Source organism: Pseudonocardia sp. 2-7, assembly GCF_056341085.1.
The window spans coordinates 3,581,242-3,605,485 of record NZ_CP094507.1; the positions used below are offsets into that span (position 1 = coordinate 3,581,242).

Here is a 24,244-nt window from a genome sequence, read left to right on the forward strand (position 1 = left end):
GGGGCCCCGGCGCGCGTCGCCGGGGCCCGGTCGGCCGGGCGGGACCGGTTCAGCCTGCGCCGTGCGTCGCCGGGTGCCCCAGCCCCGGGATGCCGCCGCCCGCGCGGTGGCGGGCCAGCATCCGGTCCGCGGGGGTCTCGCGGCGCGCCAGCCGCCGGGCCAGCGACGCCAGCCGCGCGCCGTGGGCGTCGTCGCCGGCCAGCGCGGCGGTCGCGGCGTCGAGGACGGCCTGCGACCCCGCCCGCACCGCCGGGTCGGCCCAGCCCCGCAGCGCCGAGCGGCGGTGCGCCGTCGCGTCCGGGGTCCGACGCCGGCCGGGCAGCGTGTCGTCGCGCAGCAGGCCGGTCAGCAGGCTCAGCAGCGCCGCGGGCAGGTCGGTGCCCACACCGTCGGCGGGCTCCTCCCCCGCGACCGCCGGGACGGCGTCGAACGCCTTGAACTCGATCCGCCCCACCTCCCCGGGGATCCCCGCGTGCCGCACCAGGGTGGGGTCGGTCACCAGCAGCGGGGCGTCGGGCGGCAGGTAGGCCAGCGCCGCCGGGCGCGCCCCGGTGCGACGCGCGGTGCGCGCCGACAGCCCGCCCCAGACCCGGCCGTCGCGGAACGGCGAGGAGAACGACCACGGCACCAGGTAGGGGCTGTAGAAGGTCAGCTTCGCCGCCGCGTCGGCCAGCACGGCGGGGTCGGTGCCCGACTCGGGGAACGACAGGTTCAGGTCCGGCCCCCAGGTCACCATGTGCAGGTGCGAGGTCCGCTCCTCCGGCGAGGCCGCCATCAGCGCCCGCTCGTGGGCGTTCGGCGGGGGGTCCAGCCGGTAGGCCGACAGCTGCGGGTGGTGGGCGAACGCGACGGGGCGCAGTCCGTGCCGGGCGGCCACCGCGGCCAGGGTGAGCGCGTCGGCGGCCAGCGCGTCGGCGGCGGCCTCGACCGAGTCGTGCACGCGCGTCCGGATCTCGATGCCCTTGGGGTCGAACCGGAGCAGCCCGCCGTTCTCGTCGAGGCGCTCGTAGCCCTCGGCGTACCAGCGCTTGCGGCGGATGCCGGCGTCGCCGATCCGCAGGTCGGTCTGGTCCCCGGACAGCTCCGGCAGCTCGTCGACGACCGCCGCGACCTGCGCGTGGGTCAGCGACCGGTGGTCGGCCACCGTCCCGTCGTCCCGCAGCAGCGCGAGCTCGTGCTCGAGCCCGTAGCGCGCCTCGCCCCGCATCGACCACCCCCGGTCCCCGTCCTGGCACAGGACGTTACCGAGGCCGGGCCCGGCGCCGGCTGTGATCCGTCCCCGCACCCTCCTCACCCGTTCCGCCCTGGACAACCCCGCGACGAACGGTCAGCCTGGTGACGGCGGCCACGTCCACCAGGTGGCCGGGACCCGGAGCACACGGGAGGCGTCATGAGGCTGGGCCGCAAGATCTCCGAGGGATTCGCCGTGGACCACGAGGCCGACCGGGTGGCCGACGCCCAGGAGCGCCCGCGCCCGGCGCGCACCGTCGAGCCCGAGTTCACCGAGTGGACGCCGGCCGCCCCGCAGCCGGCGCACTCGGGGTCCCACGAGGACTGACCGGGTGCGCGGGCTGTTCCGCCGGACCCCGCTGGAGTACCCGACCGGCCCGCTGGAGGGCCACAAGCTGGCGTTCCCGATGCTGTCCGCGGACGGCACGACGGTGGGCTTCAGCGGTGTGACGCTCGGGCGGGCGCACGTCTACCGCACGGTCGACGACGCGGTGTGCGCGCACGGTTGCCGGCACGCCTGCCCGTCACGGTGGTGCGACTGCGGGTTCTACTGCTTCCACACCGCCGACGACGCCCGCGAGCTGGCGTGCGCGCCCGAGCACCAGGGCGCGATCCTGCTCGAGGTGGCCGTCTCCGGCCGGTTCCGTCGCTACGAGCTGGGCCTGCGCTACGCCCGGCAGCGGGTGCGCACGATCCGGATGCGGCCCTGCCGCTGCGGGGCGCGGGTCGCGGTGCTCGCCGACACCGGCTCCGGGCAGCACGGCTGGCGCCGACTGGAACCGGTGTGCCTGCGGTGCGCCGGGGCCCGCCCGGTGCTGTCGGCGCAGCGCTTCGCCGAACTGGCCGAGCTCACCCTGCTGCCCGACGACGTCGCGACGGGCCCGCTGACCACGCCCGACGACGCGGCGGGGTTCGCCGAGCACCCCGACCCGCACGGCACCGAGGCGGCCGACGGGCTGATCGGCGACCCGGTCGCCGCGGCGGGCGCGGTCGCCGTGCTCACCGCGGAGATGGCACTGCTGCAGGCCCGGCTCGACGAGATGGCCCGCCAGCTCGGCCGGGCCACCGCACGCCTGGACTCGCTCGAGGGCCGCGACCGGCCCGCGGCGGAGCCGGGGTCAGAGCCAGACCGGTAGCGGCGGCGGGAGCTTCCCGTCGGCGTCGCGCAGGCCCTTGTCGAACGGGCGGCCGAGCAGCCAGGCGATGATGTCGTGCGCCTTGCCGCGGACCGTGCCGAGGTCGCGCGGCTCGGCGCCGTCCGGCCCGGCGGGCCCCGGCCCGAACTCCAGCGTCGCGCCGGTGCGGACCTCCTCCAGGCGCACGTGCGGGCAGCCGGGCTTGCGCTCCAGCCGCGCGACCACGTCGGCGACCAGCACCTCCCGCATCGGGATCGGCAGGTCCTTGAACGAGGCGCCGACGTCGAGGTCGACGGCGTGGATCCACACCTCGCGGGCCCGGTTCCAGGGCACCGCCGTCACCGGCATCTCGACGCCCTGCGGGTTGCGCACGGTCGCCGACCAGGCCTTCTCGGGCATCGCCCGGACCGCGTCGGCGAGCCGGTCGGAGGCGGCGACGACGTCGGCGCGGATCTCGTCGGAGCTGCGCCCGGCGCCGGCCTCGATGTCGGCGTCGCGGGACGCGGGATCGGGGTAGGCCGGGGTCTCGACGCCGGTCCGCGCCCAGGTCAGCAGGTTCACCATGGCGTCGGCGTTGCGGGCCAGGTGGGTGAGCACGTGCGCGCGGGTCCAGCCCGGCAGCGCCGACGGGGCGCGGAACGCCTCGCCCGCCATCCGGGTCATCAGCCCGCGCAGGTGGGCCTGGCCGTCGCCGGCCCAGGCCAGCGCGTCGCCCACCGGTGGCGGGACGAGGGCGCGGCCGTCGCCGGGGGTGCGCGCGGGGGTCACCGCACCGCCCGGCACACGTTGCGGCACTCGCCGATCCCCTCCACGGCGGTGACGATCTCGACGCCGTCGGTGAGGTAGCGCGGGGGCGTGCGCGCGTCGCCGACGCCGCCGGGGGTGCCGGTGGCGATGACGTCGCCCGGGTTGAGCGTGAGGATCTCCGACAGGTAGACGATCAGGTCCACCGCGCCGAACACGAGCTGGTCGGTCGTGGAGTCCTGCATGGTCTCCCCGGACAGCTCCGAGGAGATCCGCAGCGCGCCACCGGCGGCCGGGTCGGCGGGCAGCTCGTCGGGGGTGACCAGCACCGGCCCGAGCGGCGTCGAGTGCTCCCAGGTCTTGCCCTGCAGGAACTGCTTGGTGCGCCGCTGGTAGTCGCGCATCGACACGTCGTTGAGCACGGTGTACCCGGCGATGGCGGCCGTCGCCGCCTCGCGGTCGGCGCGCCGGACCGAACGCCCGATGACGACGGCCAGCTCGGCCTCGTAGTCCACCCGGTCGGACTGCTCGGGCAGCTCGATCTCGTCGTGGGCGCCGACCAGGGCGGGCGCGAACTTGCCGAAGACCGTGGGGTACTCGGGCAGCTCGTTGCCCATCTCGAGCACGTGGTCGCGGTAGTTCAGCCCGATGCAGATGATCTTCTCGGGCGACGGCACCAGCGGCGCGTAGTCCAGGCCGGCGGTCTCGTGGACCGGGCCCGCCGCGCCCGCGGCGTGCTCGGCCCAGTCGGGGCGCTCCAGCAGCGCCCGCACGTCGGCCTCCCCCGTCTCGAGGGCGGTGTCGCCGTCGACGCGCACCGCCCGGTGCCCGGTCGCGGTCCGGATCGTCGCGAGCCTCATCGTGCGGGTGCCTCCCGGTATCGGTTGCCGTCCGGCGGAGAGTCTGCGCCACCGGGGGCCCGCGGGACAGTCAGGGGGTGGGTTACCGCGCGTCCCGGCCGGTGGACGGGCCGAACTCACCCGTACGGCTGACACCGTCGACGGACCGCGACACGCGTTCCGCCACCACGGCGACGGGGCGGCCCCGTCCGGGCATCCGCCCCGCCGGTGCGGCGCCACCCGTCCCGCCCGCAGGTGACCGCCCGCCCTCGCCGACCCGGCCTCGTGGCGGTCCGCAGCCACACCCGCTGTCCGGTGACCACACCCGTTGCAGCAGGTGTGGATGCCGGACAGCGGGTGTGGATCCGCCACGGCACTCCCACGGCCCGGCGGTGACCGACCCGGGCCGGCACCCGGGTCAGATCGCGGCGTCGTCCTCGGCGCCACCGCCGCGCACGGGCAGGTCGTCGAAGACCGCGGGCGGCTCCCGCCACGCCTGCTCCGGCGCCCCGGCGCGGGCCGCGGCGACCGCCCGCCACACCCGCTCGGGGGTGCAGGGCAGGTCGATGTGCCGCACACCCAGGTCCGACAGTGCGTCGACCACGGCGTTCTGCACCGCGGGGGTCGACCCGATCGTCGCGGACTCGCCGATGCCCTTGGCGCCGAGCGAGTTCAGCGGGGTCGGGGTCTCGGTCGTCGCGGTCTCGAAGGAGAACAGGTCGGCCGCGGTCGGGATCGTGTACGCGGCGAGGCTGGAGGTCAGGGGCTGGCCCTCGTCGTCGAACAGGACCTCCTCGTGCAGCGCCTGGGCGACGCCCTGGGCGAGCCCGCCGTGCTGCTGGCCCTCGACGAGCAGCGGGTTCAGGATCCGCCCGCAGTCGTCGACGGCGACGTGCCGGCGCGGGGTGACCCGGCCGGTGTCGGTGTCGACCTCGACCACCGACAGGTGCGCCCCGAACGGGAAGGTCGCCCCGTCCTGCGCGGAGTCGAGCCCGACGTGCAGCTCCTCCCCCGTGGCGGCGGCCTGGCGGTGCACGTCGCTCCAGGTCGCGGTCGGGCCGCCGGGCACACCGGCGACGCCGAAGATGCCCTCGTCGGTGATCTCGACGTCCTCCGCGGCGGCCTCCAGCAGGTGCGCGGCGAGCTTGCGGGCCCGCTCGTACAGCTCGTGCGCGGCCTCGGACACCGCGGTCCCGCCGAGCTGCAGCGACCGCGAGCCGCCGGTCCCGGCGCCGCGCGGGACGAGCGCGGTGTCGGACTGGACGTAGCGGATCCGGTCCATCGGGATGCCGAGCCGGTCCGACACCAGCATCGCGAACGACGTCGCGTGCCCCTGACCGTGCGCCGAGGTGCCGGCCGACACGGTCGCCGTGCCGTCGTCGTGCACGGTCACCGAGCCGTACTCGCCGCCCCCGCCCCCGGCGGTGACCTCGACGTAGACCGCGATGCCGATGCCCAGGCGCACCGGGTCGCCCGCCTCGCGGCGGCGGGCCTGTTCGGCGCGCAGCTCGTCGTAGCCGGCGATGCGCAGGGCCTCGCGCAGCGGCAGGTCGTAGTCGCCGACGTCGTAGCGGGCGCCGGTCGGGGTGGTGTACGGGAAGACGTCGGGCGCGAGCAGGTTGCGCCGGCGCAGCTCGACCGGGTCGATGCCCAGCTCGGCGGCGGCGACGTCGACCAGGCGCTCCAGGTGGGCGGCGGCCTCGGGGCGTCCCGCGCCGCGGAAGGCGCCCATCGGGGTGGTGTTGGTCAGCGCGGAGACGGCGTCGTAGCGCAGGTCCGTGATGTCGTAGACGCCGGTCGCCATGAGGTAGGTGGTGCGCAGCGGGAGCGCGCCGCCGAAGCCGGCGTAGGCCCCGGCGTCCCCGACGACCCGCACGCGCAGGCCGGTCATCCGGCCGTCGCGGGTGAGGCCGAGCTCGTAGTAGCCGACCTGGCCGCGGCCGTGCGGCATCGAGACGAGGTTCTCCGAGCGGGTCTCGACCCAGGCCAGCGGCCGCCCCAGCGCCCGGGCGGCGGCGACGGTGGCGGTGTGCTCGGCGAGCACACCGGCCTTCGCGCCGAACCCGCCGCCGACATGCGGGGCGATCACCCGGACCTGGTCGGCCTCCAGCCCGGTCAGTCCGGCGAGCTGGGTGCGGAAGCCGTGCGGCATCTGGGTGGAGACGTGCACGGTGAGCGGGAAGTCGGTGGTGGTGGGGTCGGCGACGATCGCGTTGCCCTCCATCGGGACGGCCGCGACGCGCTGGTTCACCATCCGCGCGCGGACGACGACCTCGGCGCCGTCGAGCGGGTCGCCGGTCCCCCGCTCGCCCGCGGCCAGGTTGCTGCCCTGGTCGGGGAACTGCAGCGGGGCGTCGTCGGCGAGCGCGGCCTCGATGTCGGTGACCGCGGGCAGCGGGTCGTAGCCGACCTCGACGAGCTCGGTGGCGTCGACGGCGGCGGCGCGGCTCTCGGCGACGACCAGCGCCACCGCCTCGCCGACGAACCGCACCCGGTCGGTCGCCAGCGGCGGGCGCGGCAGCGCCGGGTTGAGGACCATCAGGCCGTGGTGGGCGGGCAGGTCGAGGTCGGCCGCGGTGTACACGGCGAGGACGCCGGGCGCGGCCGCGGCCTCGGTGGTGTCGATACCGGTGAGCAGCGCGTGCGCCACCGGCGAGCGGACGAACGCCACATGGGCCAGGCCCGCCGGTGCGTCGGCACCGTGGACCAGGTTGCCGACGAAGGTGCTCGCACCGGTGATCAGGTCGGCGTCCTCGACGCGGCGGACGGAGGTTCCCAGGATCGAGCCAGGCATGTGGCCCACACTACAACACTAACCGGAGGGTCGTCCGGTTAGTGCGCCTCACACGTCGTCTGCGTCTCCACCTGCGGTGCCCGCCCGGCGACGGCCGGTAGCGTCCCCGCCATGCCCGAGTTCCACCACACCGACGTGCTCCCGCTCGGCCCGGACGACACCGAGTACCGCGAGCTCGACCTGCCCGCGGGAACCGTGACCGAGGCCGCGGGCCGCACCTTCCTCGAGGTCCCGCCCGAGACGATCACCGGACTGGTCCGCGCGGCCGTCACCGACATCCAGCACCTCCTGCGACCCTCGCACCTGAAGCAGCTGCGCGCCATCATCGACGACCCCGAGGCGTCCGGCAACGACCGGTTCGTCGCCACCGACCTGCTGCGCAACGCCTGCGTGTCCGCGGGCGGGGTGCTGCCGATGTGTCAGGACACCGGCACCGCGATCGTCGTCGGCAAGAAGACCGAGACCGTGCTGACCGGCGGCGACGACGAGGCCGCGGTGTCGCGCGGGGTCTTCGAGGCCTACCAGGAGCTGAACCTGCGCTACAGCCAGATGGCGCCGATCAGCTTCTGGGACGAGAAGAACACCGGCACCAACCTGCCCGCGCAGGTCGAGCTGTACGCCAAGCCGGGCCGGGACCCGTACTACGAGTTCCTGGTCATGGCCAAGGGCGGCGGCTCGGCCAACAAGACCTTCCTCTACCAGGAGACGAAGGCACTGCTGAACCCGAAGCGGCTCGCGGCGTTCCTGGACGAGAAGCTGCGTAGCCTCGGTACCGCGGCCTGCCCGCCGTACCACCTGGCGATCGTCGTCGGCGGCATGTCGGCGGAGTTCAACCTGAAGGTCGCCAAGCTGGCCTCGGCCCGCTACCTGGACAACCTGCCGACCGAGGGCTCGCCGCTCGGGCACGCCATCCGCGACACCGACCTGGAGCAGCAGGTCCTGGAGCTGACCCGCAACTTCGGGATCGGCGCCCAGTTCGGCGGCAAGTACTTCTGCCACGACGTGCGCGTCATCCGGCTGCCCCGGCACGGCGCCTCGCTGCCGGTCGGCGTCGCGGTGTCCTGCTCGGCGGACCGCCAGGCCAAGGCGAAGATCACCCCGTCCGGGGTCTACCTGGAGCAGCTGGAGCGCGACCCGGCCCAGTACCTGCCCGAGGCCACCGACGCCGACCTGTCCGACGAGGTCGTGCGGGTCGACCTGAACCGGCCGATGGACGAGATCCGCGCCCAGCTGTCGCAGCTACCGGTGAAGACCCGGCTGTCGCTGACCGGGCCGCTGGTCGTCGCCCGCGACATCGCGCACGCCAAGATCGCCGAGCGGCTCGACGCCGGCGAGCCGATGCCGCAGTACCTCAAGGACCACGCCGTCTACTACGCCGGACCGGCCAAGACCCCCGAGGGCTACGCCTCGGGCTCCTTCGGTCCGACGACGGCCGGCCGGATGGACTCCTACGTCCAGCAGTTCCAGGAGGCCGGCGGGTCCCTGGTGATGCTGGCGAAGGGGAACCGGTCGAAGCAGGTCGTGGACTCCTGCGCCGCGAACGGCGGCTTCTACCTGGGCTCCATCGGCGGCCCGGCCGCCCGTCTGGCCCAGGACTGCATCCGCAAGGTCGACGTGCTCGAGTACCCCGAGCTCGGCATGGAGGCGGTCTGGAAGATCGAGGTCGAGGACTTCCCGGCGTTCGTCGTGATGGACGACAAGGGCAACGACTTCTTCGCCGACACCAGCGCCCCGACCCTGCAGGTCACCTTCCGCACCTGACCGCTGCGACGCCCGCCCCCCCCCCGGGGGTGTGCCCGCGGCCCCCGTGCACGGCGCGCCGTGCACCCAGGGGAACCCTCGTAGCGCTCTAAGCCACGAAGGTTCCCCTGGGGGCCACCCGGCGGGTGCCCGGCGACGGAACCGGGGGCTCCCGGGGGCGGGCGGGCGGGTCAGCGCAGGCGGCGGGGGCCCGCGTCGCGCCGGTCGGGCACCGGGCCGATCGTCATCCGGGCCCCGGCCACGAACGCCCCCTGCGGCGAGGCCAGCACCGGGTCCAGGGCGAGCGAGCGGACCTGCGGCAGGTCCTCGACGAGCCGCCCGATCCGCAGCACGACGTCCTCCAGCGCGGCGAGGTCGACCGGGTCCGTGCCGCGGTAGCCGGTGAGCAGCGGCGCCGCCCGCGGGGCCCGCACCAGCCGGGCCGCGTCCTCGGTCGACACCGGCAGGACCCGGTAGGCGCGGTCGTCGAGCAGCTCGGTCGCCATCCCGGACAGCCCGAACGCGACCAGCGACCCGAACGACGGGTCGTCGACGACCTCCACCGTGCACGACGTGCCCTTCGGGGCCATCCGCTGCACGTAGACCTCGTCGGACCCGGTCACCCGCGACAGCTCCGCGTGCGCGACGCGCAGGGCCTCCTCCGAGACCAGGTCCAGGCGCACCCCGACGAAGTCGCCGCGGTGCCGCCACTGGTCCGCGGTCGCCTTGATGACCACCGGGTAGCCGAGCTGCTCGGCGGCGGCGACGGCGTCGTCGGCGCCCTTGGCCCGGCGGAAGGTGATCACCTCCAGGCCGTAGCAGGCGAGCAGGTCGACGGCCTCGTCGTCGGTGAGGGGGTGCCGGCTGTCCGGCCCGAACGACGCGATGAGCTCCCGCGCGCGGTCGGCGTCGATGCCCTCGGGCACGACGAACTCCCCGACCGGGGTGTCACGCCACTGCGCGTAGCGGCTGACCCGGCCCAGCGCCGACGTGGCCCGCTCGGGGCTGGCGAAGCTCGGCACCGACCCGCGGCCGGGCGTGCCGTCGGCGCCGGGTACCGACAGCTCCGCCGGGATGCCCTCGGCGGCGAGGAACACCGCGATGACCGGGACCCCGGCACCGTCCGCGGCGTCGCGCAGGGCGTGCGCGTGGTCCCGGCCGGCCACCGCGACCGGCGGGACGAACACCGCGATGAGCGCGTCCGGGCGGGCGTCGCCGTCCAGGGTCGCGCGGACCGCGCCGGCGAACGCCTCCGGCGAGGCCTGGGTGCCGACGTCGACCGGGTCCCCCGCCAGCTCCAGGCCCTCGTCGAGCAGCCCGTCGAGGACCAGCAGGTTCACCGCGGTGGAGTTGCCGACGACCGCGACCCGGCGGCCCTTCGGCAGCGGCTGGTGGGCGATGAGCAGGGCGGTGTCGAACATCTGCGGCAGTGTCTGCACCCGGATGACCCCGGACTGCTCGAACAGCGCCTGCACGCTGGACTCGTCGATCGGCGCCCCGACCGAGGCCAGCGACGGCAGCGTCCCGGTGTGCCGGCCGGACTTCACCGCGATCACCGGCTTGGTGCGGGCCAGCCTGCGGGCGACCCGGGCGAACTTGCGCGGGTTGCCGAAGGTCTCCAGGTAGAGCAGCACCTGCTCGGTGCTCGGGTCGGTCTGCCAGTACTGCATCAGGTCGTTGCCGGACACGTCGGCGCGGTTGCCCGCCGACACGAACGACGACAGGCCGAGCCCGCGGGTGCGGGCGTTGGCGAGGATGGCGCTGCCGAGCGCGCCGGACTGGCAGAAGAACCCGGTGCGCCCGTGCCCGGGCATCCGCGGGGCGAGGGTCGCGTTGAGCCGCACCGACGGGTCGGGGTTGGCGACGCCGAGTGCGTTCGGCCCGACCACCCGCATCCCGTGCGCCCGCGCCTCGGCGACCAGCCTGCGCTCGGCGACGGTGCCGCCGTCGGCGAAGCCGGAGCTGATCACGACCAGCACCTTCACGCCCTTGGCCAGGCAGGAGTCCATGACCTCGTCGATGTTCGCGGCCGGGACGGCGACGACCGCGAGGTCCACCTCGTCCGGGATGTCGATCACCGACGGGTAGGCGCGCACGCCCCGCACCGAGCGGGCGTCGGGGTTGACCGGGTAGACGGGGCCGGTGAACCCGGCGCGCAGCAAATTCAGCAGGACGGCGTGGCCGATCTTGGTCTCGTCCGCCGACGCACCGATCACCGCCACCGAGGTCGGGTGCAGCAGGTTCGCGACGCTGCGGGCCTCGGCGGCCTGCTCGCGCGCGTAGCGGACCGCGATCGACTTCTCGGTGGGGTCGATGTCGAACTCGAGGTGCAGGACGCCCTCGGCGAAGGCCCGCGTGACGCCGTAGCCGGCCTCGCGGAACACCCGCACCATGGCGTGGTTCTCCACCAGCACCTCGGCCTCGAACCGGGACAGCCCGTTCTCCCGGGCCGCGGCGGCGAGGTGCTCGAGCAGGATCGAGCCGAGGCCGCGGGACTGGTGGTCGTCGCGGACGACGAACGCGACCTCCGCGGAGGTGACCGGCTTGTCGGTGCCCGCTCCCTCCTGGGCGGCCGCCCCGCCGCCGGGGGTCAGCCCCTCGTAGCGGCCGACCGCGATGATCTCGTCGCCGAGCAGCGCCAGGAACGCGACCCGGGTCCGGTGGTCGACGACGGTGAACCGCTCCAGGTCCCGCGCCGAGATCCGCGGGTACGGGCCGAAGTAGCGCAGGTAGCGGGTGCGGTCGGACAGCTTGGCGTGGAAGGCGAGCAGCGCGTCGGCGTCGCCGGGCAGGATCGGGCGCAGGTGCACGATCCCGCCGTCGGAGGCGACGACGTCGGCCTCCCAGTGCCGCGGGTAGGGGTGCCCGGGGGCGTCGGCCGGGGTCTCGTCGGTCTTCTCGGTCATGGTCGGTCTCAGTCCCGCGGGTCGTCGGGGTCGAGGCCGTGCAGCGGGAACACCGCACGACGGGTCTCCAGGATCGCGGAGTCGACGCGCTCGCCGAACGAGCCGCCCCACCGCTCGAAGGCCGGGTCGGCACCGTCGGACATCGAGACCGGCAGCGGCGAACGGGTCCGGGTCGCCGCGAGCGCGGTCCAGTCCGCGGGGATGGAGGTGTCCGGGTCCAGGTCGCGGTCCAGGGCGACGGCCATCAGGTGCGTCCACGAGCGCGGGACCACCCGGTAGAGCGCGTACCCGCCGCCGCCGAGCACGAGCCACTTGCCGCCCGCGGTGGTCTCGGCCATCTCGCGCAACGCGTGGTAGATGGCCCGGTGGCCGTCGACGGACAGCTCCAGGTTCGCCAGCGGGTCCTCGGAGTGGGTGTCCGCGCCGCACTCGGTGACCAGCACCTGCGGACGGAACGACTCCAGCAGCGACGGGACGACGCCGTGGAAGGCCCGCAGCCAGCCCGCGTCGCCGGTGCCGGGGGGCAGCGAGACGTTGACGGCGTAGCCCTCGCCGGCACCGCGGCCGATCTCCCCCGCCCAGCCGGTGCCCGGCCACAGCGTGAGCGGGTGCTGGTGCAGCGAGATCGTCAGCACCCGGGGGTCGTCGTAGAAGCAGTCCTGCACGCCGTCGCCGTGGTGGACGTCGACGTCGACGTAGGCGATGCGCTCGTAGCCCTGCTCCAGCAGCCAGGCGATCGCGACCGAACAGTCGTTGTAGACGCAGAAGCCCGCGGCGCGGTCACGCATCGCGTGGTGCAGCCCGCCCGCCATGTTCACCGCGCGGTCCGCGCGGCCCTCGGCGATCTCCCGGGCGGCGGCGACCGAGCCGCCCGCGATCAGCGCGGACGCCTCGTGCATGCCGAAGAAGATCGGGTTGTCGGCGGTGCCCAACCCGTGGCCGACGCCGAACGGCGCCTCCGGCGCGGACTTCACCGCGGTCTGGAAGCCGGGGGTGTGCACCCGGGTCAGATCCATCTCGCCCGCCGGCTCCGGGACGACCGGGTCGACGCCGTCGAGCACCCCCAGCCCGCGGGACAGCTCCATCATCAGCTCCAGCCGCACCGGGTTGAGGGGGTGGTCGTCGGACAGCTGGTAGGTCAGGAACTCCGGAGTCCACACCACCGACGTGCGAGCGCTCATGGGCCGGAACCGTATGCCAGGCCGGCGGGCGCGGTCACTCCCGCGCGGCCCACGGCCGGTCCCCGGTCTCGGCCGGCCGGTCCGGGTCGGCGCTCCACTCCGACCACGACCCGGGGTACAGCGCGGCCGGGGCGTCCGGCGTGGTGAGGCCGGACTCCTCCAGCGCGAGCACCAGGGCGCAGGCGTTGACGCCTGACCCGCAGTAGGCGCCGGTCGCGACACCGGGTGCGACGCCGGCGGCGCGGAAGCGCTCGGCCAGCGTGCCGGCGGGCTGCCAGCGCCCGTCCGGGCCGGTGTTCGCCGCGGCCGGGGTGCTGCGGGCACCGGGGACGTGCCCGGCGCGCGGGTCGACCGGCTCGGTCTCACCGCGGAAGCGGGCGGCGGCGCGGGCGTCGAGGAGCACGCCGTCGCGGGCCAGCGCGGCGGCCCCGTCGGCGTCGACGACGGGCATCCCGCCGGGCCGGACCACCAGATCGCCGGGCGGCAGGGGCTCCGGTTCCGGCGTCCCGGCACCCGGGCCGGTGCCGGCCACCGGCAGCCGCGCGGCCTGCCAGCCGGCGAACCCGCCGTCGAGCACCCGGACCCGGCCGGGCGCGACGCCGGCCCAGCGCAGCAGCCACCAGGCGCGCGCGGCGACCGAGCCGTCGAGGTCGTCGTAGGCGACGACGAGCTGGTCGCCGGCCTCGTCCCGGATCCCGGCCCGGCGCAGGACCTCCTGCAGCGCAGCGGGTTCCGGCAACGGGTGGCGCCCGCCGGGGCCGGGGCGCGCGGGGCCCGCGGACAGCTCGGTGTCGAGGTCGACGAACACCGCACCGGGGACCCGGTGGGCCCCGTGGTCCGCGCGGCCGGGCGGGCCGGCCAGACGCCACCGGACATCGAGCACCACGGGCCGCACGGTGCCGGCGGCCGGGGCGGGCCCCAGCAGGCCGGCGAGTTCCGAAGGGGGGATCATGGATCCGGACACGGCGCCCATCCTGCCCCGGACGGGCTCGCCGTGCGCGGGAGCCGCGCTGGGTAGACTGGACGTCGAACGAAGGGGCCCCACGTGAACGACCTCATCGACACCACGGAGATGTACCTCCGCACCATCTACGAACTCGAGGAGGAAGGCGTCGTCCCGCTGCGCGCGCGGATCGCCGAACGCCTCGGACAGAGCGGGCCGACCGTCAGCCAGACGGTGGCCCGTATGGAACGCGACGGACTCGTCGTCGTGGCCGGGGACCGCCACCTCGAGCTGACCGACGAGGGCCGCGGCCGCGCCGTCGCCGTCATGCGCAAGCACCGCCTCGCCGAGCGGCTGCTGATCGACGTGATCGGGCTCGAGTGGGAGCTCGTCCACGCCGAGGCGTGCCGCTGGGAGCACGTGATGAGCGAGGACGTCGAGCGCAAGCTGCTCCGCCTGCTCGACAAGCCGACCGTGTCGCCCTATGGCAACCCGATCCCGGGTCTGGAGGAGCTGGAGCGCGGGGACGACGCGTCGACGTCGTCGTCGGTGCCGCCCACGCTCGAGGTCGGCCTGCAGCGGCTCGACGAGCTGGCCCGCCGCGGTGGCGGTCGCGTCGAGATCCGGCGGATCGCCGAGCACGTGCAGCTGGACTCCGACCTGATGGGCGAGCTGAAGCTCGCGGGGATCGTGCCCGGCAACGTGATCGACGTCGGCCCGATCTCCCGCTTCGGCGACCCGGTGCCGGTGAGCTCGGACGACGAGAAGTCGACCGTCGCTCCGCCGGTCGCGCACGCCGTGCTCGTCCGCGCCGTCTGAGGAGGATCCGCACACGTGAAGCTGCTCGTCACCGGCGGCGCGGGCTACGTGGGCAGCGTGTGCGCCGCACACCTGCTCGACGCCGGCCACGAGGTCGTCGTGCTCGACGACCTGTCCACCGGCCACCGCGACGCCGTGCCCGCGGGCGCGGAGTTCGTCGAGGGTGAGCTCGGTACCCGCGCCGGGGAGGTCCTGGGCCGCGGCGGGTTCGACGGCGTGCTGCACTACGCCGCCCGCTCGCTGGTCGGGGAGTCCGTCGAGAAGCCCGAGAAGTACTGGGACGGCAATGTCGTGGCCTCGTTCCGGCTGCTCGAGGCGGTCCGGGAGCACGCGGTACCGCGGCTGGTGTTCTCCTCCACCGCCGCCACCTACGGCGAGCCGGAGCAGGTCCCGATCCCGGAGACCGCGCCGACCCGGCCGACCAACCCCTACGGGGCGAGCAAGCTCGCGATCGACCACATGATCACCTCCTACGCGACGGCGCACGGCCTGGCCGCTACGAGCCTGCGGTACTTCAACGTGGCCGGGGCGCACCTGTCCGGTGACACCCCGCTCGGGGAGCGGCACGCGGTCGAGACCCACCTGATCCCGCTGGTCCTGCAGGTCGCCGCGGGCACCCGCGAGTCGATCTCGGTCTACGGCGACGACTGGCCCACCCCCGACGGCTCCTGCGTGCGTGACTACATCCACGTCGACGACCTCGCCGAGGCCCACCTGCTCGCGCTGACCCACGCCGTCGCGGGGCGGCACGACATCTACAACCTCGGCAGCGGTCACGGGTTCTCCGTGCTCGAGGTGGTCGAGGCCTGCCGCACGGTGACCGGGCACCCGATCCCGGCCGTCGTCGCGCCGCGCCGAGCCGGTGACCCCGCGGTGCTGGTGGCCTCGAGCGAGCAGGCCGCGCAGCAGCTGGGCTGGAAGCCGTCGCGGACCGCGATCGCCGAGATCGTCGGCGACGCCTGGGAGTTCGCCCGGTCCCGCTGAACCTGCGCGGCCCGGGGCCGGCTCACCGGGCGGCCGTCTCGTCGGGAGCGTCCGGGTCGAGCATCGCGGTGAGCAGCCGCCGCAGCCCGCCCGGGCCCGCCCACCGTGCGGCGGGTGAGCGCGGGTCGCGGGTGCCGTGCAGGCTCGCCGCCACCACCCCGGCGAGGACGTGGTCGGGCCGTTCGGCCAGCGCCCGCTCCGTCGCCCCGGTCGCGAGCGCGCCGTCGCCGCGCAGCAGGGCGCACACCGCGAGCAGGGCCAGCGGGTGCGCCCGCTGCGGTGACGGCAGGGCCGCGACCAGCACCGCCCACAGCTGCTCGGCGTCCGCGGCGCGGGGGCCCAGGCAGCGGCGCAGCGCCTCGTCGCGCACGTCGCCGACGTCGAGGGCGCCGCACAGGGCCAGCGCCAGCCGGTCGTCCACGACGAGCCGGCTCGCCGCGGCCTCGTCCAGGCAGGCGTCGAGCAGGGCGGTGCCGGTCGCGGCACCTACCCGGGCCGGTGCGGCGCCGGGGTCGCGCAACCGGGCCCGGCGACGACGGGTGCCGGCGTCGGAGTCGAGCGGGGCGAGCACCGCGGCGCGGTCGGGCAGGACGGCCCGGCCGTCGCGGACCGCGGCCGTGACCCCGAGCGTGGTCGACGCGGCGTCGGGCAGCAGCCCGCCGCAGGTGCAGGGCAGATCGAAGCAGCCCCACCGGTCCCCCGCCCGGGTACCGGTCGCCCAGAGGGCCGCGATCGGCTCGATCGCGGCGTCGAGCAGCGCCCGCCGCGCGGCGGCCCCCACGTCCCGGCGGCTCCGGCGGGGACCCGGCCCGGCGGGGCCCGGGTCGCGCACGACGAGCGCCAGTGCCCGGGCGGGCCGTTCCCCGGCGAGCACCCCGACCGCCTCCCGGCACACCCGGCGGGCCGACGCCGACGAGCGCGGCAGGTCGACCCGCACGGTGAGCCCCAGCCGGTCGTGGAGGTGCGGCCCGGTGACCGAGACGAGCACCAGCGAGTCCCGGGGGTGGAAGCCGAGCAGCACCGGGACCGCGGCGATCAGCTCGGCGGGCCGGTCGAGCCGCAGACCGGGACCGGACGCGGTGCCGGGGGGCCATCCGGTGGCGGGCAGGTCCTCCGACCCCGGCGACGGGCCGGGGCCGGGGCCGGGGCCGGGGAGGGGGTCGGGCTGGGGGCAGGCGGTCATGCCGCCACGGTCGTCGCGGGCCGGGACGTGCGGAACGCCGTCACCCGACCGGCTGTGGACGGTCCCGCCTCACACCCCTTGCCGAGGGGGTGTCGTGGATGGTTTCCCCCCGCGCCGGGGCAGTCGCCTGCGCCACGCGGTGAACGAGGTGACCGGACCGGCGTGCGGGCGGTACAGCCACGGCCAGGGGTGCACCACGACCGGGCGGACGGCGGCGGAGCGCGTGACGAACCCGGGGACCGGGGCGTGGGTGACGGCGACGGGCGTGCCGTCGAGCTCGTCGGCGACGACGCCGCGGTGCACCAACACGGCACGGCGTTCACCCAGGTCGGCGAGGGTCTGCGCGAGGAACACCAGCCGTTTGCCGGACAGCCGCAGCCGGCGCAGCAGCGGCTCGTCGAACACGAACACCGCGGGCAGGTCCGGGTGGGCGTCGAGGGCGGGGTCGGCGTCGCCGAGCGACTCCGCCGTCAGCCACACCGCCTCCGGCGCGGCGCCGGTGGAGACCGGGGCGGCCGGCCCCCCGGTCGTCTCCGGGTCGGGGTCCGAGCGCAGCCGCGGGTCGTGCTCGGGAGCCGGGCGCGACGGCGGATCGGCGGGCCAGTGCTCGATCGGGCAGGCGTCGGACAGCGCGCAGCTCCCGCACAGCTGCGGGGCGCGCTTGCGGACCTGCCAGCGGGAGAAGCCGTAGGGCTTGCCGGTGCCGGCGCCGACGGTCCACTGCCAGCCGAGCCGGTTCGCCGCGCGCGAGCCGTCGAGCAGGTGGGCGAAGAACTCGCTCTCCCCGCCCGCCCACTCGTGCCCGGCGCGCACGGTCCACTGCGAGGACAGCCACATGCGGGTCTGGTTCACCAGCCAGCCGTCGGTGTGCAGCTCGGTGAGGCAGGCGTCGACGCAGGCCATCTCGGCGGGCCACGGCTCGTCCCATCCCTGTTCGGCGCGGGCCGGGGCCGCGCGCAGCGCGGAGCGGGTGCGGGTGCCGAGCCGGGCGTAGAGGTGGCGGGCGTACTCCTGCCAGCACAGCTCGTCGCGGAACTTGGCGCGGTCGCGCGGCGGGGCGTCGGCGGCGGCGTCCCAGGCGGTCGGCAGGTCGACCAGCCCGTGCCGGATCCACGGCGACAGCGCCGTCGCACCGCGCCGCGACACCGGCAGCACCTCGTTGCGCCGCTTCGCATAGCCGGTCAGGTCCAGCGCCGCGACGGCGGCGTCGGCCGCGGTCTGCCCGCCCCGGAACGCTCCGGAGGCGACGGGCTCGTCGCGGCAGAGGTCACCGAGGTGCTCGCGCACCCAGTCGGTCGCGGTGTCCGGGTGGGGTGTGGGCAGCTGCACCGGAGAAGTCTGCGGCGCCCCGGCCCACCGCGCGCGTCGACCTGCACGAATGTTCTGCACCCGTTCTGTGTGCACCGCGGGCGGGGGACGGTAGGAACGTCCCATGCACGTGTATCTGGGCGTCGACATCGGTACGTCGGGTTCGAAGGGCGTCCTCGTCGACGCCCGCGGCCGGGTGCTGGCCCGGGCCGACCGGGCGCACGAGACCGCACAGCCGCTGCCCGGCCACGTGGAGCACGACGCCGAGGCCGTCTGGTGGGGTGACTTCGTCGCGGTCGTGCGGGAACTGCTGCCCGCCCTCGACGACGGCGCCGAGCTCGCCGGCCTGGGGGTGTCGGGGATCGGGCCGACCCTGCTCCCCGCCGACGGCGACGGCCGCCCGCTGCGCCCGGCGATCCTCTACGGCGTCGACACCCGCGCCGGCACCGAGATCGACGAGCTGAACGCGGAGCTGGGCGAGGACGCGATCCTGGCCCGGGCCGGGACACCGCTGTCCTCGCAGGCGGTGGGGCCGAAGTGGCGGTGGCTGGCCCGGCACGAGCCGGAGGTGTTCGCCCGCACCGAGATGTTCCTGATGTGCTCGTCCTACCTGGTGCACCGGCTCACCGGCGAGTACGTGCTCGACCACCACTCGGCCAGCCAGTGCGACCCGATGTACGACCTGGCCGCCGCGGACTGGGCGCCCGACTGGGCCGAGCGCACCGCCCCGGGCATCACGCTGCCCCGGCTGCTGTGGCCGACCGAGGTCGCCGGGCGGGTGAGCGCGGCGGCGGCCGCCGCGACCGGGCTGCCGGAGGGGCTGCCGGTCACCGCCGGCACCGTCGACGCCTGGGCCGAGGCCACCAGCGCCGGCGTCACCGGCGCCGGGGAGGTCATGGTGATGTACGGGACGACGATGTTCCTCATCGAGGTCATCGACCGCCCGCACCCGCACCCGGCGATGTGGACGACCCGCGGGGCCGTACCGGGGTCGTTCACCCTGGCCGCGGGGATGGCGACCTCCGGGGCGATCACGAACTGGCTGCGCGACCTCACCGGGGAGGGGTTCACCGGGCTCGTCGCCGAGGCCGCGGAGGTGCCGCCGGGCAGCGGCGGGCTGCTGCTGCTCCCCTACTTCGCCGGGGAGCGGACCCCGCTGTTCGACCCGGACGCCCGCGGCGTGCTCGCCGGGCTGACCACCGGGCACACCCGCGGCGAGGTCTACCGGGCCGCGCTGGAGGGCATCGCGCACGGCGTCCGGCACAACCTGGAGGTCATGCGGTCCGCGGGCGGCGGCACGAAGCGCCTGGTCGCCGTCGGCGGCGGGGTGCAGGGCGGGCTGTGGACCCGGATCGTCACCGACGTGACCGGGGTCCCGCAGGACGTGCCGGAGCAGACCGTCGGCGCCGCGCTCGGCGACGCGTGGCTGGCCGCCGTCGCGACCGGGGCCGAGCCGCGGCTGCGCGACTGGAACCCGGTCGCCCGCACGGTCGAGCCGGACCCGGCGGCCCGCGAGGTCTACGACCGCTTCCACCCGCACTACCGCTCGCTCTACACCGCCACCCGGGAGACCGCGCACTTCCTCGCCGACGAACGGAGACGCTCCTACCGCGCGTGACACGCTGTTCACACCGGCGTGGTTGCCGCGCGGCGCGGCGGCCACCACGCTGGGCGGGTGAGTGCCGACGAGTCACCCGCCCACGACTACGACCTGCTGGTGATCGGCTCCGGTCCCGGGGGGCAGAAGGCCGCGATCGCCGCGGCGAAGCTCGGGAAGCGGGTGGCGATCGCCGACCGCGGCCACATGATGGGCGGGGTCTGCGTCAACACCGGCACCATCCCGTCGAAGACGCTGCGCGAGGCGGTGCTGTACCTGTCCGGGTTCAGCCAGCGCGAGATGTACGGCGCCAGCTACCGGGTCAAGTCCGAGATCACCATCGACGACCTGCTGGCCCGCACCCGGCACGTGATCGGCCGCGAGACCGAGATCGTGCGCAGCCAGCTGTTGCGCAACCACGTCGACATCCTGACCGGGACGGCGCGCTTCACCGACCCGCACACCGTCGTCGTCGAGGGGACGGGGCGGGGTGACCACAACCAGGTCACCGCCTCGAACTTCGTCGTCGCGACCGGGACCCGCCCGGCCCGCCCGGACACCGTCGCGTTCGACGGCGAGCGGGTCGTCGACTCCGACCAGGTGCTGCAGCTGGGCCGGGTGCCGGGCTCGATGGTCGTCGTCGGCGCGGGGGTGATCGGCATCGAGTACGCCTCGATGTTCGCCGCGCTCGGCACGCGGGTGACCGTGGTGGAGAAGCGGGACTCGATGCTCGGGTTCTGCGACCCGGAGGTCGTGGAGTCGCTGAAGTTCCACCTGCGCGACTCGGCGGTCACGTTCCGGTTCGGCGAGGAGGTGTCCTCGGTCGAGGTGAACGGCCGCGGCACGGTGACCAGCCTGGCCAGCGGGAAGAAGATCCCGGCCGACATGGTCATGTACTCGGCGGGCCGCCAGGGCATGACCGAGGAGCTGGGCCTGGACGCGGCCGGTGTGCGGGCCGACGACCGGGGGCGCATCGAGGTCGACAAGCAGTACCGGACCTCGGTCGAGCACATCGCGGCGGTCGGCGACGTGATCGGGTTCCCGGCCCTGGCGTCGACGAGCATGGACCAGGGCCGGCTCGCCGCCTACCACCTGTTCGGCGAGCCCGTCCGCGAGCTGCACGAGCTGCAGCCGATCGGCATCTACACGATCCCGGAGATCTCGTTCTGCGGGCGGACCGAGGCCGAGCTGACGGCGGCGTCGATCCCGTACGAGACCGGGCTGTCGCGCTACCGCGAGCTCGCGCGCGGAGCGATCGTCGGCGACTCCTACGGCATGCTCAAGCTGCTGGTGTCGCCCGAGGACCACCGGCTGCTCGGGGCGCACGTGTTCGGCACGAACGCCACCGACCTCGTGCACATCGGGCAGGCCATCATGGGCTGTGGCGGGACGGTGGACTACCTCGTCGACACCGTCCTGAACTACCCGACGCTGTCGGAGGCGTACAAGGTCGCCGCGCTGGACGCCACGAACAAGATCCGTGCGCTGGAGTCGGTCCAGAACTCCTGACTCAGGTGTAGCGGAACCCGTTCGCGTCGAGCCACGGCTTCGGGTTGATCTTGGTTCCGCTCGGATCGACGACCTCGATGTGCAGGTGCGGGCCGGTGGACTGGCCGCGGTTGCCGACCTCGGCGATCTGCTGGCCTGCCGCCACCTTCTGGCCGACCGAGACCAGCGAGCGGTTGATGTGGCCGTAGACGGTGACCGTGCCGTCGGCGTGCCGGACCCGGACCCACATACCAAACCCGCTGGCGGGGCCGGAGCTGATGACGGTGCCGGCGATCGGTACGTGGATCGGGGTACCGATCGGGGCGGCGATGTCGAGGCCCATGTGCTTCGTGCCCCAGCGGGAACCGAAGCCCGAGGTGACCCGGCCGGTCACGATCGACACCGCACCGCCTGCGGAGGCGGACTGCAGCGCGCCGGTGGCACCCGCGGCGCGGGCGGCCTCGACCGCCCGGGCGCGCTCCTCGGCGGCCTTGCGGACCTGGTCGACCGAGGCGGTGGCGGCCTGGACCGCGGAGGCGGCCCTGGCGCGGCCGGTGTCGGCGACGGCGACGGTGCGCGCGGCCGCCGAGGGGGCGGCGGCCGGAGCGGCCAGCGAGGCGATGGTGGCCGGGTCCGCGATCGGCGAGGCGGCGTCGTCCGCGGCGGCCCGCGGGGCGGGCACGGCGGCGGGGAGCGCGGCGTCCTGGCTCGACACCGACGACGATCCCGCCGTGTCGAACCAGGACGTCACGGTCGCGGACAGGTCGCCGGAGCCGACACCCGCGTGGGCGGTGGCGGCGATGCCGCCCACCGCGACGACGGCGGCGGTGATCCGGGTCGAGGCCGCCCAGCGTGAGCCGTCCTCGGCCCCGGCGTCACGGGCGCGCCGGACGTGCGGACCTGCGGGGAACGAGCCGACCGGGACCCCGATCCCGGCCACCGCGAACTGCGGGGCCAGGAGCGCGAGGCTCGCCTGACGGCTCCGGGGGGAGCGATGCCGTGCCACGACCCTTCCTTCCGGATCCCGGAACGGCGGACAACCCGTGGGGAGCGGGCGGCCCCCTGGGGAGGAGCCGCGTCCGGTTCGTGACCGTTCCGTGATCTGACACCGACGCTAGCCGGACGCAACGGACGGAAGAACCCGATCGGGTGATCACGAGACCGACGGGACGTTGCGGGCGGTGAGCGGACGCCGCCGGCCACTCGCCCCGGCCACCTGCCGTTCACCGTGGCGCCGGCCCGGCCGGTCCACCTCGGACAGGGTCCTGAGCTGGGCTTTCCGTCGGCCGCGCGCCGCGGCCGAGTGGTCGTGGCCGGGGGCGTCGCGGTCCACGCTCTCACCCACGGTGAGGACGCGTGCGCGGTGGCTCCGCGACGCGCGCTCCGCGCAGGCGGCCGGCCCGGGACCCGTTCGGCGCACCTCGTCGTCGACGGCGCGTGCACCCGCTCACCCGGTGCCCGGATTGCCGTCACGGTGTCGCGCGGGTTGTCTGGACGGGTGCGCCGCCTCCTGGTCCCCCTGCTGACATGCGCGTTGCTGGTCGTCCTGGCGCCGGCGGCCCTCGCCGACCCGGCACCGGCCACCGCGGCCGCCGCCCCCGTCCGGTACGTCGCGCTCGGTGACTCCTACGCCGCGGGCGTCGGGGCCCGGCCGGACCCGGCCACCGGCGACTGCCGGCGCAGCACCGCGTCCTACCCGGCACTGTGGGCGGCCCGGCACGACCCGGCGTCGTTCGTCAGCGTCGCCTGCAGCGGCGCCACCAGCGGCGAGGTGATCGCCCGGCAGGTGCGCACCGTCTCCGCGGACACCACCCTGGTGACGATCACCGTCGGCGGCAACGACACCGGGTTCGGTCCGGTCCTGGCCGCCTGCAGCACCGCCCGCGACGACGAGACCTGCCTGCGCGCCGTCCGGGGCGGGGAGCGTGCCGCCCGCTGGGTCGCGCCCGGCGGGCTGATCTCGACCATCGTCGGGGTCCGGCTGCAGGCCCCCGGCGCGACGATCCTGGTCCTGGGCTACCCGCGGCTGTTCGAGCCGGGCGCCGAGTGCGACGTCCCCGGCGTCCCGAACGCCGTCCGCCGCGAGGCGCTGAACCGGGCGGCGGACACCCTCGACGCCGCCCTCGCCGACGCGGCAGGGCGGTTCCGGGGCCGGTTCGTCGACGTCCGTGCCGCCTTCGCCGGGCACGGGGTCTGCTCCGCCGACCCGTGGATCACTCCCCCGCCCGCGTCGGCCCCGGCGGTCTACCACCCGACCGCCCAGGGCTACCGCGACGGCTACCTGCCCGCGTTCGAGGCGGCCGTCACCCTCCCCTGACCACCAGGTCCTCGCCCGCTCGTCCCCCGGCGGACACCCGCTCGACATCGGCCGGACCGGCCACGCCACGATGGTTCCCAGGCACCGCCCCCGATCCTGAGGACCCACCTCGTGCGACGCCTGCCCGGAACCCTCCTCGTCCCCGCCGCCCTCCTCGCGACGGCCACGTCCGCCCTCGCCGACTCCGACCGTCCCCGGCCCGGTCCGGAGGTCGTCGCGCACCGCGGCGCCTCCGCCGACGCCCCGGAGAACACCCTCGCCGCCGCCGACGAGGCGCTGGCCCAGCGGGCCGACGCCGTCGAGGTCGACGTCCAGCGCACCGCGGACGGTCACCTCGTGCTCGTCCACGACGCCACGCTGGCCCGCACCACCGACGTCGCACAGGTCTTCCCCACCCGCGCCATCGCACCGGTCGGCGCGTTCACCCTCGCCGAGCTGCGCCGTCTCGACGCCGGGTCGTGGTTCTCCCCCGCCTCCGCAGGGGAGCGCATCCCCACCCTCGGGGAGTTCACCGACCGGCTCCGCGGTCGCGCGGACCTGCTGGTCGAGCTGAAGGGCCCGGCGCGGTACCCGGGAATGGAGAAGGAGGTCGCCTACGAGCTCGACGGCCGGCGCGGGGTCGTCGTGCAGTCCTTCGACCACGACGTGATGCGCAGCTTCGCCGAGGCCGCCCCGGAGGTCCCGGCCGGATGGCTGTTCGACGGGCGCCCGACCGCGGCGCAGCTCGACGACGCCGCCGCCCACGGGGTCACCCAGATCAACCCGTCGTTCGAGGTCGTCGACGCCGCGCTGGTCGCGGAAGTCGCGGCGCGCGGGATGCAGACCGGGACGTACACGGTCGACGACCCCGACGACATGCGGCGGATCGCGGCCACCGGGGTGGACCGGATCATCACCGACCGGCCCGCGGTGCTGCGGACGGTCCTCGCAGGCTGACGCGATCCGCGTCCGCGCCGCCGACCCACCGCCGACATCCACCTCACACCACGCGCCCTAGACTTCCCCTCGCGGCGCGGGCACCTTCCCGGCCGGTGA

At 75.5% G+C, this 24,244-nt stretch carries 19 protein-coding genes; 9 read left to right on the plus strand and 10 right to left on the minus strand.

Features of this window, described 5'->3' with window-relative positions; genetic code table 11:
* Positions 1–49: 49 nt before the first annotated feature.
* Positions 50–1,207 (minus strand): glutamate-cysteine ligase family protein, encoded by a 1,158-nt coding sequence (locus tag MTO91_RS17230; protein ID WP_476651883.1) that lies wholly within the window; start codon positions 1,205–1,207, stop codon positions 50–52.
* Between the two features lie 183 nt (positions 1,208–1,390).
* Between MTO91_RS17230 and MTO91_RS17235 the strand changes: the two genes are divergently transcribed.
* Together MTO91_RS17235 and MTO91_RS17240 are read left to right on the plus strand one after the other, a co-directional pair.
* Positions 1,391–1,558, plus strand: a complete 168-nt coding sequence (locus MTO91_RS17235; protein WP_405416510.1) for a hypothetical protein — start codon at positions 1,391–1,393, stop codon at positions 1,556–1,558.
* Positions 1,559–1,562: 4 nt separating this feature from the next.
* Entirely contained in the window at positions 1,563–2,366 is an 804-nt protein-coding gene (locus MTO91_RS17240; RefSeq protein ID WP_405416509.1) for a hypothetical protein, read from the plus strand.
* On the opposite strand, the gene MTO91_RS17245 is transcribed toward MTO91_RS17240, so the two are convergent.
* From MTO91_RS17245 to MTO91_RS17255, 3 genes are all read right to left on the minus strand, one after another.
* Positions 2,349–3,134 carry a maleylpyruvate isomerase family mycothiol-dependent enzyme gene (locus tag MTO91_RS17245; RefSeq protein WP_251785034.1) on the minus strand — a complete coding sequence of 262 codons (786 nt, stop codon included), beginning with the start codon at positions 3,132–3,134 and terminating at the stop codon, positions 2,349–2,351. The genes MTO91_RS17240 and MTO91_RS17245 overlap by 18 nt on opposite strands.
* Positions 3,131–3,970, minus strand: coding sequence for a fumarylacetoacetate hydrolase family protein (locus MTO91_RS17250; RefSeq protein ID WP_476651886.1), 840 nt, complete (start codon positions 3,968–3,970; stop codon positions 3,131–3,133). The genes MTO91_RS17245 and MTO91_RS17250 overlap by 4 nt, the downstream gene beginning before the upstream one ends.
* A 397-nt stretch (positions 3,971–4,367) precedes the next feature.
* A complete protein-coding gene (locus MTO91_RS17255) occupies positions 4,368–6,743 on the minus strand; it encodes a xanthine dehydrogenase family protein molybdopterin-binding subunit (RefSeq protein ID WP_476651888.1) in 2,376 nt (791 codons plus the stop codon).
* Between the two features lie 111 nt (positions 6,744–6,854).
* Here MTO91_RS17255 and MTO91_RS17260 point away from each other — a divergent pair, with 111 nt between their 5' ends.
* Positions 6,855–8,504, plus strand: a complete 1,650-nt coding sequence (locus MTO91_RS17260; RefSeq protein ID WP_073574184.1) for a fumarate hydratase — start codon at positions 6,855–6,857, stop codon at positions 8,502–8,504.
* A gap of 170 nt (positions 8,505–8,674) precedes the next feature.
* Here MTO91_RS17260 and MTO91_RS17265 read toward each other — a convergent pair whose 3' ends face one another.
* From MTO91_RS17265 to MTO91_RS17275, 3 genes are read right to left on the minus strand one after another with little or no spacing between them, the layout of a single operon-like run.
* Complete coding sequence (locus tag MTO91_RS17265) at positions 8,675–11,389, minus strand: bifunctional acetate--CoA ligase family protein/GNAT family N-acetyltransferase (protein ID WP_476651890.1); 2,715 nt, start codon at positions 11,387–11,389, stop codon at positions 8,675–8,677.
* 8 nt (positions 11,390–11,397) lie between these two features.
* Positions 11,398–12,570, minus strand: coding sequence for an acetoin utilization protein AcuC (locus MTO91_RS17270; protein ID WP_253068599.1), 1,173 nt, complete (start codon positions 12,568–12,570; stop codon positions 11,398–11,400).
* Between the two features lie 34 nt (positions 12,571–12,604).
* Positions 12,605–13,522, minus strand: coding sequence for a sulfurtransferase (locus MTO91_RS17275; RefSeq protein ID WP_179762401.1), 918 nt, complete (start codon positions 13,520–13,522; stop codon positions 12,605–12,607).
* A gap of 93 nt (positions 13,523–13,615) precedes the next feature.
* Here MTO91_RS17275 and MTO91_RS17280 point away from each other — a divergent pair, with 93 nt between their 5' ends.
* Together MTO91_RS17280 and galE are read left to right on the plus strand one after the other, a co-directional pair.
* Positions 13,616–14,332 carry an iron-dependent transcriptional repressor DtxR gene (locus MTO91_RS17280; RefSeq protein ID WP_073574187.1) on the plus strand — a complete coding sequence of 239 codons (717 nt, stop codon included), beginning with the start codon at positions 13,616–13,618 and terminating at the stop codon, positions 14,330–14,332.
* Positions 14,333–14,347: 15 nt separating this feature from the next.
* Entirely contained in the window at positions 14,348–15,316 is a 969-nt protein-coding gene (gene galE / locus MTO91_RS17285; protein WP_073574188.1) for a UDP-glucose 4-epimerase GalE, read from the plus strand.
* A gap of 22 nt (positions 15,317–15,338) precedes the next feature.
* Here the strand turns inward: galE and MTO91_RS17290 are convergent, their stop codons facing one another.
* Both MTO91_RS17290 and MTO91_RS17295 read right to left on the minus strand, forming a co-directional pair.
* On the minus strand, positions 15,339–16,499 hold the full coding sequence (locus MTO91_RS17290; protein WP_476651892.1) for a DUF4192 domain-containing protein: 1,161 nt from the start codon (positions 16,497–16,499) through the stop codon (positions 15,339–15,341).
* Between the two features lie 69 nt (positions 16,500–16,568).
* Positions 16,569–17,828 carry an FAD-binding domain-containing protein gene (locus MTO91_RS17295; protein WP_476651894.1) on the minus strand — a complete coding sequence of 420 codons (1,260 nt, stop codon included), beginning with the start codon at positions 17,826–17,828 and terminating at the stop codon, positions 16,569–16,571.
* Between the two features lie 103 nt (positions 17,829–17,931).
* Here MTO91_RS17295 and MTO91_RS17300 point away from each other — a divergent pair, with 103 nt between their 5' ends.
* Both MTO91_RS17300 and sthA read left to right on the plus strand, forming a co-directional pair.
* Complete coding sequence (locus MTO91_RS17300; protein WP_073574191.1) at positions 17,932–19,425, plus strand: FGGY-family carbohydrate kinase; 1,494 nt, start codon at positions 17,932–17,934, stop codon at positions 19,423–19,425.
* Between the two features lie 57 nt (positions 19,426–19,482).
* Positions 19,483–20,913 (plus strand): Si-specific NAD(P)(+) transhydrogenase, encoded by a 1,431-nt coding sequence (sthA, locus tag MTO91_RS17305; protein WP_476651896.1) that lies wholly within the window; start codon positions 19,483–19,485, stop codon positions 20,911–20,913.
* 1 nt (position 20,914) lies between these two features.
* Here sthA and MTO91_RS17310 read toward each other — a convergent pair whose 3' ends face one another.
* A complete protein-coding gene (locus MTO91_RS17310) occupies positions 20,915–21,898 on the minus strand; it encodes a M23 family metallopeptidase (RefSeq protein WP_476651898.1) in 984 nt (327 codons plus the stop codon).
* Between the two features lie 492 nt (positions 21,899–22,390).
* Here MTO91_RS17310 and MTO91_RS17315 point away from each other — a divergent pair, with 492 nt between their 5' ends.
* Both MTO91_RS17315 and MTO91_RS17320 read left to right on the plus strand, forming a co-directional pair.
* Positions 22,391–23,209 carry an SGNH/GDSL hydrolase family protein gene (locus tag MTO91_RS17315; RefSeq protein WP_476651899.1) on the plus strand — a complete coding sequence of 273 codons (819 nt, stop codon included), beginning with the start codon at positions 22,391–22,393 and terminating at the stop codon, positions 23,207–23,209.
* A gap of 111 nt (positions 23,210–23,320) precedes the next feature.
* Positions 23,321–24,145: a glycerophosphodiester phosphodiesterase gene (locus tag MTO91_RS17320; RefSeq protein ID WP_161152163.1), complete on the plus strand. Its 825-nt coding sequence runs from the start codon at positions 23,321–23,323 to the stop codon at positions 24,143–24,145.
* Positions 24,146–24,244 lie beyond the last annotated feature (99 nt).

Coding starts and splice junctions, on each gene's coding strand:
- MTO91_RS17230 (WP_476651883.1), bottom strand. CDS start 1,207: ATGCGGGGCGAGGCGCGCTACGGGCTCGAGCACGAGCTCGCGCTGCTG.
- MTO91_RS17235 (WP_405416510.1), top strand. CDS start 1,391: ATGAGGCTGGGCCGCAAGATCTCCGAGGGATTCGCCGTGGACCACGAG.
- MTO91_RS17250 (WP_476651886.1), bottom strand. CDS start 3,970: ATGAGGCTCGCGACGATCCGGACCGCGACCGGGCACCGGGCGGTGCGC.
- MTO91_RS17255 (WP_476651888.1), bottom strand. CDS start 6,743: ATGCCTGGCTCGATCCTGGGAACCTCCGTCCGCCGCGTCGAGGACGCC.
- MTO91_RS17260 (WP_073574184.1), top strand. CDS start 6,855: ATGCCCGAGTTCCACCACACCGACGTGCTCCCGCTCGGCCCGGACGAC.
- MTO91_RS17265 (WP_476651890.1), bottom strand. CDS start 11,389: ATGACCGAGAAGACCGACGAGACCCCGGCCGACGCCCCCGGGCACCCC.
- MTO91_RS17270 (WP_253068599.1), bottom strand. CDS start 12,570: ATGAGCGCTCGCACGTCGGTGGTGTGGACTCCGGAGTTCCTGACCTAC.
- MTO91_RS17275 (WP_179762401.1), bottom strand. CDS start 13,522: ATGATCCCCCCTTCGGAACTCGCCGGCCTGCTGGGGCCCGCCCCGGCC.
- MTO91_RS17290 (WP_476651892.1), bottom strand. CDS start 16,499: ATGACCGCCTGCCCCCAGCCCGACCCCCTCCCCGGCCCCGGCCCCGGC.
- MTO91_RS17300 (WP_073574191.1), top strand. CDS start 17,932: ATGCACGTGTATCTGGGCGTCGACATCGGTACGTCGGGTTCGAAGGGC.